Source organism: Kamptonema formosum PCC 10802, assembly GCF_000332335.1.
GTDB lineage: Bacteria > Cyanobacteriota > Cyanobacteriia > Cyanobacteriales > Oscillatoriaceae > Oscillatoria.
Genome location: NZ_KB235949.1, coordinates 246,538 through 261,043, shown reverse-complemented (window position 1 = coordinate 261,043; position 14,506 = coordinate 246,538). Strand labels below are relative to the sequence as shown.

Annotated in this window: 10 protein-coding genes; 7 read left to right on the top strand and 3 right to left on the bottom strand. The window is 43.9% G+C overall.

Annotation, left to right across the window (positions count from 1 at the left end; translation table 11 throughout):
- Positions 1-10: 10 nt before the first annotated feature.
- The gene (locus OSC10802_RS0131730) at positions 11-355 is read left to right on the top strand and encodes a hypothetical protein (RefSeq protein ID WP_017720796.1); all 345 of its coding nucleotides are present in this window, start codon (positions 11-13) and stop codon (positions 353-355) included.
- Positions 352-558: a hypothetical protein gene (locus OSC10802_RS0131725; protein WP_017720795.1), complete on the top strand. Its 207-nt coding sequence runs from the start codon at positions 352-354 to the stop codon at positions 556-558. Before OSC10802_RS0131730 ends, OSC10802_RS0131725 begins: the two co-directional genes overlap by 4 nt.
- 186 nt (positions 559-744) lie before the next feature.
- Here OSC10802_RS0131725 and OSC10802_RS0131720 read toward each other — a convergent pair whose 3' ends face one another.
- Entirely contained in the window at positions 745-1,296 is a 552-nt protein-coding gene (locus tag OSC10802_RS0131720; protein WP_017720794.1) for a hypothetical protein, read from the bottom strand.
- Positions 1,297-1,439: 143 nt separating this feature from the next.
- Between OSC10802_RS0131720 and OSC10802_RS0131715 the strand changes: the two genes are divergently transcribed.
- The 5 genes from OSC10802_RS0131715 to OSC10802_RS42760 all read left to right on the top strand — a co-directional run bounded on the left by OSC10802_RS0131715 (position 1,440) and on the right by OSC10802_RS42760 (position 12,939).
- Entirely contained in the window at positions 1,440-4,001 is a 2,562-nt protein-coding gene (locus OSC10802_RS0131715) for a phosphorylase family protein (protein ID WP_026098990.1), read from the top strand.
- The gene (locus OSC10802_RS0131710) at positions 3,991-6,396 is read left to right on the top strand and encodes a tetratricopeptide repeat protein (RefSeq protein ID WP_198525333.1); all 2,406 of its coding nucleotides are present in this window, start codon (positions 3,991-3,993) and stop codon (positions 6,394-6,396) included. Before OSC10802_RS0131715 ends, OSC10802_RS0131710 begins: the two co-directional genes overlap by 11 nt.
- A gap of 19 nt (positions 6,397-6,415) precedes the next feature.
- A complete protein-coding gene (locus OSC10802_RS42770; protein WP_017720791.1) occupies positions 6,416-8,800 on the top strand; it encodes a tetratricopeptide repeat protein in 2,385 nt (794 codons plus the stop codon).
- A gap of 33 nt (positions 8,801-8,833) precedes the next feature.
- The gene (locus OSC10802_RS45040) at positions 8,834-10,333 is read left to right on the top strand and encodes a tetratricopeptide repeat protein (protein ID WP_017720790.1); all 1,500 of its coding nucleotides are present in this window, start codon (positions 8,834-8,836) and stop codon (positions 10,331-10,333) included.
- A gap of 236 nt (positions 10,334-10,569) precedes the next feature.
- Positions 10,570-12,939, top strand: a complete 2,370-nt coding sequence (locus tag OSC10802_RS42760; RefSeq protein ID WP_017720789.1) for a tetratricopeptide repeat protein — start codon at positions 10,570-10,572, stop codon at positions 12,937-12,939.
- Between the two features lie 466 nt (positions 12,940-13,405).
- On the opposite strand, the gene OSC10802_RS51730 is transcribed toward OSC10802_RS42760, so the two are convergent.
- Together OSC10802_RS51730 and OSC10802_RS53495 are read right to left on the bottom strand one after the other, a co-directional pair.
- On the bottom strand, positions 13,406-13,585 hold the full coding sequence (locus OSC10802_RS51730) for a hypothetical protein (protein WP_155968952.1): 180 nt from the start codon (positions 13,583-13,585) through the stop codon (positions 13,406-13,408).
- A 383-nt stretch (positions 13,586-13,968) separates the two neighbouring features.
- Positions 13,969-14,157 (bottom strand): hypothetical protein, encoded by a 189-nt coding sequence (locus OSC10802_RS53495; RefSeq protein WP_017720788.1) that lies wholly within the window; start codon positions 14,155-14,157, stop codon positions 13,969-13,971.
- Between the last annotated feature and the right edge of the window lie 349 nt (positions 14,158-14,506).

Sequence of the window (14,506 nt, the reverse complement as noted above, 5' to 3'; positions counted from 1 at the left end):
CTGGGGCATAATGGCCAAATTACCAGACCAAACTTTAACGGCTATCTTTTACTTGCAGCGACGGTTGGTAGAACTGATTGATGAAGCTAAAGCCACTGAGTTTGCTCTATTTGAACGGTTTGGCGAGAATGAGGCAACTTTACCAGAATTAGAGCAGATGCAAAGCAGTGTCGAGAGGCTGAGAATGCCTTATTCGCGTCTGCATACCCTGGCGCTAGGCATAGCTGAATACCAGCCAATAGCGACCGATGCTATGCTGAACTTACTGGCTCAAACCATTGAACAGACTGAGGCATTAATCGGTGCTGTAGAGGCAAGCATTTCTGAAACCAAACAAAATTGGAATCTGCCATGAACCCACAACTCCAAATACCCGACCCCCAGATGAGAGAGCGAAGTGTCGCTAGGTGGCGCGAAGTTAACCAACAAATCGATTTGCTCACACTCCAGCTTGATGAATTAATTGCGATCGTAGAAATTGGTCTGCGAGAGCAACGTCTGGCTAGACTTCAAGGTAAAGGGAAGGGCCAAAAAGCAGAGACTGTTAAAGGGTGCTAAGCTGGAAGAACTGCTGGGTCACATGGAAGCGCTCCTGTTTGGGGAAGAGTGAAAAGCCCAGGGGTGTTGAGAGGTTGAACCGTTTGCCATACTGCCGGCGCATTGCGTTCGGAGTTTGGCATAACTGCCACAGTTGTAGAATTACTTCAGTTTTCTCAACTCGGTTTAAACCCTGAGCATCAAACCCTATCGCCCCTCTGCCAGGTCAGCATAAATGAATATCTCTACTCCCAAAACAATTAGAAGCAGAAGCTCTACCCCGGACAGAATAGTTATCGCTAGGGGCGGTTGGGATACCAGAAACCAGAATGCGGACAGCGCAACTACACCCGAAAAGACAAATGTAATTTCGTCAACAATCAACTGCCAAATCTTGCGGCGTTTGCGGTGCTTGTCGCTACGGTGGGCAATTTCCCAACCAAAAAGGGTTTCCAGCTCCGTATAGCCCGTATGCTCCTTAACCTTATCCACCAGTTTGAGGCGAATGTACCTGCCAATCGCTGTAATCTTCTCATCATTAACCAGATAAGTCCAACCGAGGATTAGGCAAATCCAAGGGATTACCAGTAAAGCGTAATAGTTGGATGAGTTGGAAAGTGCAAACGAGATAACCGTTGCAAACAAGCCCAGTGTCACGTAAAGTAGGTTGTCTCGAAAACCAATTCGCTGAGCCTCCTCTGACTTGAGCTTGTCGTATTCCTTAAAGAAAATTTCAAGAATTTGGTCTTTGTTAGTCATGGCCCGGTTAGAGTTCCTCAAACGTCTATTGTGACTGATAAGGAAGCATTGTTCAGCAAGTTAAAGAAATTTTTCAGACTCTAGACAAATCCCCAAAGAAGAGCCAGAATAGTAAATGTTCAGGTTCCTCGAAGGATTAACCCATGCCTCGTGCAGTAATATTAACTGCTCTGCCGGTTGAATATCTGGCTGTTCGTACTCATCTGAGGGATCTCCAAGAGGAGATGCATCCCCAGGGAACAATTTATGAGCGAGGAAAATTTTTCGCTAACGGTGAGTCATGGGAAGTTGGGATTGTCGAGGTGGGTGCGGGCAATGCGGGTGCGGGGGTGGAAGCGGAAAGAGCGATCGCCTATTTTAATCCCAGTGTCATACTCTTTGTGGGAGTTGCTGGAGGTATCAAGGATGTAGCCCTTGGCGATGTGGTAGCCGCGACGAAAGTCTATGGCTATGAATCAGGTAAGGCAAAACAGAAATTTCAACCCAGACCCGATTTAGGGCTTTCTACATACAATCTAATTCAGCGAGCCAGGGCTGAGTCCAAAAAATCAGACTGGCGGCAAAGACTGGCATCGCCATCGAGTTCGACTCCCCGCGTATTCGTTGCACCCATTGCCGCTGGGGAAAAGGTGATTGCTTCAACCAAATCCAGCGTGTTTAAGTTCCTTCAGTTGAACTATGGTGATGCGGTAGCGGTGGAAATGGAGGGGCGGGGACTACTCCAAGCGGCTTATGCCAATCCGCAAGTATCGGCACTGGTTATCCGGGGAATTTCCGATCTGATTGATGGTAAGAGTGCAGCCGATGCGGGTGGTTCTCAGGAAATTGCTGCTCGTAATGCTAGTGCCTTTGCTTTTGAGATTTTGAAGAAGCTTCCAATGGAAGAGGCGGGTAAGTCATCTTCTTCACAAGCTACTTTGCCGCTTCGGTTACCTGAATCTACTCAAACTATTAATTATAACGCTAAACCTCCAAAAGTTTTTATCAGCTATAGCCATGACTCCCAGCAACATAAAGAACAGGTACTGGCACTTGCAGATCGTCTTCTGGAAGATGGGATTGATGCCAACATAGATCAGTATGAGGAGTCGCCGTCTGAAGGATGGCAACGCTGGATGCTGAATCAAGTTGAAGCGTCGGACTATACCCTAATCGTTTGTACGCAACAGTATGACCGCAGATTTCGGGGACACGAAGAAATCGGGAAAGGGAAGGGGGTAACTTGGGAAGGAGGTGTCATTATTCAGGAACTCTACGATGCCCAAGGGAATAATTCAAAGTTTATTCCGATTGCCTTTACTTCTCAAGATTCTGAGTTTATCCCCAGTCCCCTTCGTAGTGCTACCTTCTACAGACTTGACCGAGAAGATGGGTACGAACAGCTTTACCTCCGACTGACGAATCAACCGCGCACTCGTAAACCCAATTTAGGCAAATTACGCACCTTACCGCCGCGCGATCGCAAACAGCTTTTTCAGGATGAATCCGAATCTTCTACAATTGAGAGTTTACCAGAAGCTCAAGCTCGTTCTACCAATTTTTTTGCTCTTGATGATACATGGGTTGGTCGGGAAAATCTGATTCGGGATTTGAGCCGTCGGGTTCGAGAGTCCTGTCGCTTATTGATACTGGTAGGAATTACAGGTATTGGGAAAACGGCATTGGGCGAAAGATTAGCAGTAGAGTTGTCGGACTGGTTTGATGGTGACTGGACGAAGTTTCACGAAGAGAATTTTGATAATGAGGAGCAAACTTCTGATTTTGCCAGTGTAGCGGCGAGGTGGTTGGAAAAGTGGGGCGAACTCATCACGCCAGAAGACCGTAAAGATACTCAACGCCTGCTATATAGATTGGTGAGACATCTAAGAGAGAATCGCTATTTAGTCCAAATTGATTCTTTGGAAAAAATATTGCAGGGAAATGAAGAGGAAGGATGGAGCGATTTTCAAGATGAGTGGTGGGTAAGATTTTTTCAAAATTTGCTAGCAGCAGATTCTTGCGAAAGTTCTATTATTCTAACTTCTCAAGATTTACCAGCTCAGCTCCCAACCATAGGAACAAGATATCAAAATTTTTGGTATTGTCAACCGCTGAGCGGACTGGAAGAAATAGAACGGTTGGCGTTGTTTGAGAAAACAGGTTTAGATGTTGGTACAGAATCAGGAGGTAAGCCCTATTTAGAAAGGATTGGGCGTGCTTATGAAGGGCATCCTTTAGCTTTGCGGGTGATTGCTGGGGAAATTAGAAATCAGCCTTTTGATGGTAATGTTCTAGCTTACTGGAATCAGTACGGTAAGGAAGTAGAAGAAGTTGAAAAGGCGATCGAGGAAGCAACAACGAAAGGAATAACAGCATCAGCCGATGATAAGTTTAACCTCCATCGATATACGCGCAGCTTACGAAGGAATGTGCGAGTGCGGCTGGAAAAGACTTTTAATCGATTGGCACAAGATGTTCGCTATGCCTATATATTGTTGTGCGAAGCTTCAGTTTATCGCTGTCCAGTACCAGAGGATTTTTGGCTGAGTCATTTGGAAGATTGGGATCGGGATGAAGAGGAACAACAGGTGGCACTGGATGCGTTGCGCGATCGCTATTTAGTGGAAGAAGTGGTTGAGCGCGATCGATGTTTATTAAGGCAGCATAATTTAATCCGGGGTGTGTCGCTTGAACATTTAAGAAAACTCGATGACGATGACGAATAATCTTGGCGAGTTCGCTCATGAAGAACAACAGGCTCACCAAAGGGTTTACATTACACCCCCTGGAGAGTCTGTATTGGCAGAACTTGGTATTGATATAGCAACACTGAAATCCATCAAGCCATTGTGGAAACGTAATCAATACATAGCTGTTACCAACTGGCTATTGATGTACAAACCTTTGCCATCAGCAACCAAGTTAGAGCAAGTTAAAGGTTTCTTAGAAGCTGTTTACCATCTTGGAAAGGCAGAATCTTGGGCTGAAGCATATACAGTTATCATGACTCGCCTCAATACTCCTACAAAAGAAGAATTGCATAATCAACTGAATACCTGGGGTTACTATCGAGAACAAATTGAGCTTTATGAAACAGTTTTATACAAAGTTCATCCCATTACAGATGCAATTTGTTTAAATGGTTTGGGCGACGTATATCTGGCTAAAGGCAAACTAGGTGAAGCAACTGATTACTATTCGCAAAGTGTAGAAATTGCACATAAAGTTTCAGCATATCGACTAGAAGGAATTGCCATCGGAGGTCTAGGCAACGCCTATCTGGCTATGGGAAATCGTAACCAAGCGATAGAGTATTATCAAAAGCAATTGAAGATTTCTCAAGAGCTTGGCGAGCGATGGATAGAAGTCATTGCCCTAATAGGTCTGGGAAATAGCTTTAATTTTATAGGAGAATTTCAGAAAGCAACTAGATACTATCTGCAAAGTCAAGAAATCGCTATCAGAGTCGAGCATAAAAGAGGTAGAAGAATTGCTCTAGCTGGACTAGGAAATATTCAAACTGCTATGGGACAGTATGAAATAGCTATTGAATATTACAAGCAAGAACTGGAAATTGCTAAAGAGATTGGCGAAATAGCTGGTGAGGGAGATGCGCTATGGAGTCTGGGAACTGCCTATTACTTGATGGAAGATTACCTCACCGCACTTGAATATTATCAGCAGTCTCTAAAAATAGCGCTAGATCTTGGAGATGCAAAAGGCAAGGCTAAAAGACAGGGAAGTATAGGAGTTATTTACCATAGTTTAGGAGAATATGAATCTGCAACTAACTATCATCAAAAATCTCTAATAATTGCTCGTGATATTGGAGACAGACTGGGAGAAGGAGAAGCTTTAGCTAATTGGGCAATAACTCATAGAGAATTAGGACAATATTCTGAATCTCTAGAAAAATTGTACGAAGCGCTGGAAATTTTTAGAGAAATTGAAAATCCCATTGAAGAGGCACGAGTTCTAAAAAGTTTGGCAGAGGTTAATCAAATTTTAGGTCATCGGCATGAAGCCATTGATTTTGTAGAGCAGGCTTTGATGATTACCAACAGAATAAAAACTCCCTTAGCAGAAGTATGCCAGAAGGTTAAGAATAATTTAGTGCAAGATAAACCTGCGGATAGCTCTCAGTCATTAAATGAGTTTTTAATCAATCAAATTCAAGAACAAAATAATCTGTTAAAGTTTTTTACAAATCAACTACAGAGAGATACACCCCACTTGGGCGGGGGTGAATTACGTTCAAATTTACCAACTTCTCAAGAGGAACAAGAATATCGGATTGAGGAACAGCCGTGGTATTCTCCAAACCTTCCTGACAGTCAAGAAACTCATGAAAACAAATGCGATTTACTAAAAAAGGAAATTGATGCCGTTATTATTACCGCAACAGATGTCGAATTGATATCTGTAACACACCTCCTAAAACCTTATCCCAGAAGAAAAAAAATTTTACTGGTTTACTCTGGACCAGAAACTTACTATCTGGGAAAATTCGGCGCGTACAATACTGTCGTTACTAAGTGTAGGATGGGAGCAATCGGTGACGGCTCTGTGATTCTAGCAACTGAGCAAGCTCAACGTCTCTGGAATCCCAAAGCAATTATCATGGTCGGTATCGCCTTTGGTAAAGATCCGACTAAGCAAAAGATAGGGGATGTGTTAGTTGCATCACAAATTATCTCTTACGAACAGCAGCGTGTTGGGGAAGAGATAATTTATCGCGGTAGCATTCCACCAAGTAACACAATATTGCTGAATCGTTTTGAAAACGTTCAAAATTGGCAGTTTGCTCGTCCCGACGGTTCATATTGTAGCCTCATTGTCAGTTCTATTCTGTCCGGGGAAAAGTTAGTTGATAATCCAGATTTCAAAGCCACTCTATTTCATAAGTTTCCCCAAGCAGTGGGAGGAGAAATGGAAGGGGCGGGGCTTTGTGCAGCATCAGGGCGCGTAGGTACAGCATGGATTTTAGTGAAGTCTATCTGCGACTGGGGAGATGGAAAAAAACACAAAAAGCATCAACCCTTAGCTGCTGCTGCTGCGGCTTCGCTCGTGCATCATGTGTTGTCTCAAAAAACTGCCATGAATGGAATAAAAAAATTATAAAAATCTTTGAGGTAAGATAATGAGTAAACCGAGTGAGTTAGATTTCCAAGATGACACAGTTTTAGATGAAGAAACTATCGTACCTTCTGGTGATTCGATTCTAGCAACACTAGGTATTGAACCAACAACCCTAAAGTTTATTAAAAATCCCTGGACGCGAACTCAATATCGCGCTGTTGTTAATTGGCTGACAAAATATAAACCACAACTAGATGCTTCAAATTTACAAATTGTACGTGGTTGCCTGGAAGCATTTCACCATCTTTGTGAGGTGGGTAATTGGGAAAGAGCCTGTGACATAATTTGTATTAACCTCAATACACCTACTAATGAACAGTTACATATTCAACTGGAAACGTGGGGCTACGAACACCAAAGAATTGAATTCTACAGTAAAACTTTAGGTAAGGTAGATTTATACTGGGACAGCCTTTGTTTAAATGGTTTGGGAAATGCCCACATTTCTCTAGGAGACTACCCCCATGCAATTAATTACCATCAGCAGCAACTAGTCATTGCACGACAAACAAATGATTGTTCTAGAGAAGCAGTTGCTTTTTGTGGCTTAGGTAATGTTTTCAGTGCATTAGGAGACTATAAACAAGCTATTTCATATTACCAACAGTATTTAACCATTAGCCAGGAAATAGGCGATCGCGATGGGGAATGTGCCGCACTAACTAATTTGGGTGGTGTTTACGATTCTTTAGGGGACTATTATCAGGCAATACAACTGCTTGAGCAAAGCTTGGTAATAGCGTTAGAAATAGGTGAACATCTTGGGGAATCCGTTGATACTGGAGCAATATTAAGTGGTTTAGGCAATGCCTATTATTCCTTGGGTAACTATCCCCAAGCAATTGATTACCACCAACAAGCTTTGAACATAGCCCAAGAAATTGGCGATAAATCCGGCTTTGCCGCAGCGCTAGGTAATCTGGGAAATGTATATTATAACCAAGCAAACTACTCTAAAGCACTTGATTACCATCAGCGAGCTTTAGAAATTGTGCGAGAAATTAGTAATCGCAAGGGAGAACAAACAGCTTTAGGGAATCTGGGTAATGTTTACGACGCTATAGGAAATTATAATCTAGCGATAGAGTTTCATCAGAAGGCTTTGAATATTGCACGGACTATCGGCGACCGTCTGGGTGAAGGGAAAGCACTGGGAAATTTAGGTGCTAGTTACTACATCCAGGGAAACTATCAACAAGCAATTAGCAACAGCGAACAATATTTGACTATCGCAAGAGAAATAGGCGACCGTTCTGGTGAAGCAAAAGCACTTGGAAACCTTGGTATTACATACGATTCCCTCGGGAAATATCGCCGTGCGATTAGTTCCCATCAGCAACATTTGACTATTTCTAGAGAAATTGGTGATCGCGAGGGAGAAGGTACTGCTTTAGGGAATCTAGGAAATACCCATTTTTCTCTGGGAAATTGCGACAAGGCTATTGACTACCATCAAAAGGCTTTAACCATTGCGCGAGAAATCGGAGACCGTTTAGGAGAAGCTGGAGAATTGGGAAATTTGGGTAACATCTTTGACGCAATGGGTGACTACACTCAAGCTATCGATTACTATCAACAACATTTAACTATTGCAAGAGAAATAGGCGATTGCTCTGGAGAGGGAAAGGCGCTAGGGAATTTAGGCGTTACTTATGACTCCTTGGGAGAATATCAAACGGCTATTAATTACTATCATCAGAATTTAGCGATTGCAAGAAAAATTGGTGAGCGCTCAAGTGTTGCCGCATCTCTAGGGAATTTAGGTGTTGCTTATTTTTCTCTGGGTAACTATGAAAAAGCAATTGAGTACCACCTGCAACAGTTGGCGATTGCACGAGAATTAGGCGAGCGCGAAGTGGAAGGGACGGCTTTAGGAAATTTGGGTAACACCTACTGTGCAGTAGGAGATAACAGCAAAGCAATTGAGTATCACCTACAACACTTAACTATTGCACGGGAGATAGGCAACTGCGATGGAGAAAGCGCAGCTTTAGGAAATTTAGGCCATGCCTACGATGCTATAGGAAAGCACAACATAGCAATTGAGTATCATCAAAAGTTGTTAGTGATTGCGCGAAAATTACGTAATCGCCAAAGAGAAGGAATGGCATTGTGCAATATGGGAGCCACCTTAATAAAACTTGAGCGATATTTAGAAGCTCAAGAAAATTTGCAGACAGCACTCAATATTTTTAGAAAAACTGGCGCTCGTCCGACAGAAGGGATTGCCCTTTATAACTTGGCAGAGATTAATCAAAATTTAGGTGATAGCATTCTCGCTCTTAAGTATTGCGCTCGCGCCTTATCTATTGCCACAGAATTAGACATCCCTCTACAAAAAGAGTGTAGAGAATTAAAACAAAAATTGGAGCGCTCCCATGAGTAATTGAACAGATAACTTCTCATTTTGTGTAAAACAATGGATCGACTAATACCCTCTGGTGATTCAGTTCTGGCTGAGCTTGGGATTGAACAAGCTACTTTAAAGCTTATTACCCCTAAATGGAAACGCACCCAATACAGAGCGGTCATCAACTGGCTGACCAAATACAAATCTGAGCCAGATTCACCTATATTAGAACAATTACGCGGGTGTCTAGAAGCATTCCACCACCTGTGCGGCGTTGATGCCTGGGAAAAAGCTGCTAACTTAATTAGGAGAGGAGTACCTGTTACAACTTCGACGGCTCCCCTAAATAGTTATGAAGGTATTTATTTAGAGGAAGCACTGCACAATCAACTCGGTGATTTTGGCTACTACCGAGAACAAATAGATTTGTGCGGCAAACTTATAGGAAAAGTTAATAATGAAGTTGATGATATTTGTTTGAATAGTGTAGGTCTAGCACATCGCGCTCTAGGCAACTATCAGAAAGCTATTGAGTGCCATCAACAACAGTTGGCGCTCGCTCTCGATCCCGAATCTCAAGCAACTGCCCTGACTAATCTTGGCAATATTTATGGTTCTTTAAGACAATATCAAGTAGCTATCGATCTTTACCAACAAGCCTTGGATATTTTCATTAGTATATCTAATGAAAAAGGTCAAGGCAAACTCCTGGGAAATATTGGTGTTATCCACCGGCTACAAGGAAATTACGAGCAAGCTATTAAGTTTCACCTGCAGCATTTGGAAATCGCCCACAAGATTGATGACCACCAAGGAATAGCTAACGTTCTTGTAAATTTAGGGATTGTCTACTACTTCTTAGGAGACTACCAGAAGGCTGCCGAAAATATGCAAGGGAGCTTATCCATTGCTATAAAATCAGGGAATCGAAGAAATGAAGCCAGTGTGCTAGGTAGTCTTGGCAATGTCTATTTTGCTTTGCAAAACCACTCGTTAGCCAGGGATTTATACCAGCAGCAGCTAGAACTTTCCCGCGAAATAGCATATTTGGAAGGAGAAAAAACAGCGTTAGTAAATTTAGGAGTAGCTTGTAATTCTACCGGACAATACGAGACAGCTATTAAATATTACGAGCGAGGATTAGCGCTCGCCCAGAAAATAGGCGATCGCCAAGGTGAGTCCTACGCCCTCAGTAATTTAGGCAATACTTATACCTGTTTGGAGCAATACGAAACGGCAATTGAATATCACAAACAAAGCTTAGGAATTGCCGCTGGAATTGGCGATAAATGGGCAGCAGCAGCAGCAATACATAATTTAAGCGATGCCTACCGCTTAATGAAACAATTCGATCTAGCCACATTATTAGGAATGCGAAGTTTGTATATATTTGCCTGTATACAATCTCCTGACGTAGAAACAGTCATGATGACTCTTAGTAAAATAGCGCTGGAAATTGGGATAGACAAATATGCCGAGATAATAGAGGAGCAATTACAAGTAATTGAGCAAGAAGAGGGCGGTAAAAATGCAGTAGCCGGGTTAAGAGAATTACTTTTTGAGATTTGAGTTTTAGAGGATTTGCTCGCGAATGTTGGTAGCGAAAAACTCAGGTTGCGCTCGCTGCTGATGGCGAGTAAGCTCTTTAAACAGAGCGCCTCTTAGTTAAACAATTAGTTATAATTAATACCTCCTTGAATCCCCAAGGCGTCACTTATGGAAAAACAGCTAGATTGGCAAAATGAGTAATCTTGCGTATCGCGGCCCACAGACCCCAAGGTATAGCAGTCAAGAGATTTTTGAAAATGGCTAACGAAGCACTCGGAACACAGCAGCAAAACATAGAAAACCAAGATATTTTACCTTCTGGAGAGTTAGTTTTATCGCAAATAGGGTTGTCTCCAACTTCTCTGAAACTTCGCAAAATATCGCCTCAGCTACGCGCCCAATATCGAGCCGTAATTAATTGGCTGACAAAATACAAGCCACCGCAAGATGCTTCCAATCTGGACAAGGTGCGGGGATACCTAGAAACTTGTCACCATCTTTTTGCCGTCGCCGCTTGGCAAGAAGCGATCGCCGTCTTTTCTACTCGTCTCAATCCACCACTCGCTCAAGAGTTACACCTACAGTTAACTCTGTGGGGGTACTACCGCGAAAAGATCGAACTTTGCAATAATCTTTTAGGCAATTTGGATTCTAGCGTTGATGCAACTTCGTTGAATAACCTCGGAGGTGCTTATTTCGCTATGGGAGATTATGAAAAAGCGATTGAATGCCACCAAAAAAGTTTAGCCATAGCCCGCGAATTAAAAGATCGAGAAGACGAAGAATTAGCTCTCAGAGGTTTGGGTATTACTTACAGCTCTAAAGGACAATATGAAATAGCAATTTCACATCTGCAACAGAGCTTAGAAAGCGCTCAAAACAGAAATGATCGCGCGAGTATTGGACGCTCTCTGAGCAGTCTGGGTAAAGTTTACAACTCCCAAGGAAAGTACCAAGAAGCGATTGCAGCCTGCGAACAAAGTTTAGCAATTTCCCGTTCTCTGGGAGATTGGGAGGCTGAAGGAGTAGCGCTGGGAAATTTGGGTACTGCTTACGTTTACTTGGGAGATTACGAGCGAGGAATTAACTACTATCAGCAGGACTTAGAAATAGCTCAAAAAATAGGCAACCGAGCAGGAGAAGGAACGGCATTGGGTAACATTGGCCATGCTTACTTATCTGCCGGCAATTACCGTCAAGCAGTTGATTTCTGCCAGCAACAGTTAAACATTGCCCGCGAGATTACCGATCGCCAGGGAGAATTGATAGCATTGGGCAACTTAGGGAATGCCTACACTTTCCTGACAGAGTATAAATTGGCAATTCAGTCCTGCCAACAAAGTTTAAATATTGCTAGAAAAATTGGCGATCGCAGTCGGGAAGGAGAATCATTAGGAGCCTTCGCTGCGCTCTATCTAGCAATGGAAAATTACGAACTGGCGCTCGACTTTTGCCAGCAGAGTTTAACCATTGCCAGAGAAGTAGGCGATCGCTCCGCTGAAGGAACGGCACTGAATTATCTCAGCATTGCTTACTATTCGCTCAAAAACTACCAAGAAGCTATTAATTGCGCTCAACAAAGCTTGACCGTTGCCAAAGAAATTGGCAATCGCACTATTGAAGGTATCGCATTGTGCAGTCTAGGTCTTACCTACTACTTTTTAGGAGATTACGCAAAGGCAATTGACTGTTTACAGCAAAGCTTAAATATGACGCGGCAAATTGGCGACCGCGCCAACGAAAGAAAAGTGCTGCATAATCTCGGTTTAGTTTATCAAGCGCTGGGAGAGCACACAATAGCTGTTGAGTGCTATCAGCAAAGCTTAATCATTAGTCAGGAGATAGGCGATCAAGCTGGAATAGGACAAGCTTCAGGAAATTTGGCAATGACCTACGATTCTATAGCAAAGTATCAGGAAGCTATAGAGTGCTACCAACAAAGTTTGATTGTTGCCAGACAGGTAGAAAACCTACCCAAAATAAGGGCTTTATTGGGAGGATTGGGTGCAGCTTACGATTGCTTAGGAGAGTACGAGAAAGCCCTAGATTTTTATTTCGCAAGTTTGGATGTAGCTCGCCAATTGGAAAACCATTGGCAAAAAGCAGTAACATTAAGGTTGATAGGTCTTGCTTACAACGCTTTGGCCAACCATCATCAAGCAATTTTATATTTGGAACAGTCTTTAGCTGTGGCGCAGGAGATAAATGCTCCTATTGAAGTAGGAAGAGCAGTGAGTAATATAGGTTCTGCATACTACGATCTAGGGAACTATCCAAAAGCAATTGAATACTATCAGCATCATTTAGATATAGCACGACAGATCGGCGATCGCGAAGAAGAAGCGGCAGCATTATGTAATTTAGGAAATGCTAAAAGCGAACTCGAACAATATACAGAAGCTTGGGAATGCTTGCGTGCAGCACTGGAAATCTTTAGAGAAATTAACGATCCTGCCAGCTCGGCGCTCGTTTTTTACAATCTAGCAGAGCTTCATTATCAAATGGGTGACTTGGATTTGGCTGTTTCCCATTGCGATGGCGCTCTATCCATTGCTACAGTGTTAGACATACCCTTACAACAAGACTGTAGGGACTTAAAAAAGCAATTGGAGTGCAGTCATGAGTAGCCTGAATAAGTTTGTTGCTCTCCAGCAACAGGTTATCGAGAAGGTTGACATGTGACGGTTGAGAAGCATCGAACCGGCACTCACTGCAATGTTGTGCTGGCTCTCCCGGCGATTCCAACAGCACGCCCAAGCGCGTTGCCGGTGCCGGTGCTCAGCAAGAGCAACAAGGCTCAAACAGCACTGCTAGCCTGCCGGCTACCGTGTGGGCTGAGATAGCTCCATTGAGGGTTCCGGTTACAGTTGCCGGTGTTTGCAGGGAGACAGACAGCAGCCGGTTGAGATTTTCTGTAGGGCTATTGCCGGTGCCGGTTTTTCTGTTCAGCTCCCCGCCCCAGTCATGCCCCCGCCCGGAACATCCGTCCCACCGGCTAGTTTTCTAGACTAAATAACCGTAAAATATCTAAATTAAAACGCCCTGCCTATTATAAAGCAAGGTTTAAAACTAACATATTTTTAAGATTTACGTTTAATCAATTAGCGAATAGCTCTGATCCCAATGCCGGTGCCCCGATGCCGGTGCCCCGATGCCGGTGCCCCGATGCCGGTGCCCCCAGTGCCTGTGCCCCCAATGCCGGTGGCCCGATGCCGGTGCCCAAATGCCGGTGCCCCATGCCGTCAAGTCTTGAAGCTGCCGCCCCCGTCCCACCGGCTAGCTTTCTAAACTAAATAACCGTAAGCTATCTAAACTAAAACACCGCCTTTTAAACATAGCAAAGCTTATAAATCACAAACAAATTTTTTAAATTTACGTTTAATCACTTAGTAAATTTTCCCGGCCTGCCCCCCGAATGCCGGTGGCCGGTGCCCAATGGCCAATGCCCGATGCCCAATGCCCGATGCCGGTAAATTTGTTCAGCAGCTCCCTCCGAGTGCGCAGCGCTAACGCCGCCCCCGTCATGCCCTCGCCAGCAACACCCGTCCCACCGGCTAGTTTTCTTAACTAAATAACCGGAAAATTTATAAAATTAAATAGCGCAACTTAACACAAGCAGCGCTTACCAATCTTTGCTTTTCGCAAAGTACGTTTAATCACTTAGCAATTGCTCCTGCCGGTGCCCCCAGTGCCGGTGCCCCCAGTGCCGGTGCCCCCAGTGCCGGTGCCCCCAGTGCCGGTGCCCCCAGTGCCGGTGCCCCCAGTGCCGGTGCCCCCAGTGCCGGTGCCCCCAGTGCCGGTGCCCCCAATGCCGTCAAGTCTTGAAGCTGCCGCCCTTGTCCCACCGGCTATTTTCTTGACTAAATAACCGTAATCTATCTAAACTTAAACCGCACATCTAAAGTCAGCTAATGCTTCCCAATCTCAGTTTTATGCCAATTCCGTTTAATAACTTGATAAATATGCCCTTGGCCCATGCCCGCGAGTCTATTCACCTTGCCGCCTCCGTCTCGCCCCCGCCAATAGCGGAACACCCGCCCCACCGGCTAGTTTCCTTGAGTAAATAACCGTAAGCTATCTAAACTCACACCGCAGAACTTAAATATGCTAATGCTTACCCATTTCATAATTAGAAAATTTTCGTTTAATAACTCATCAAATCTTGTCTTGGCTACTCTAGGTGTGGGACAGGAG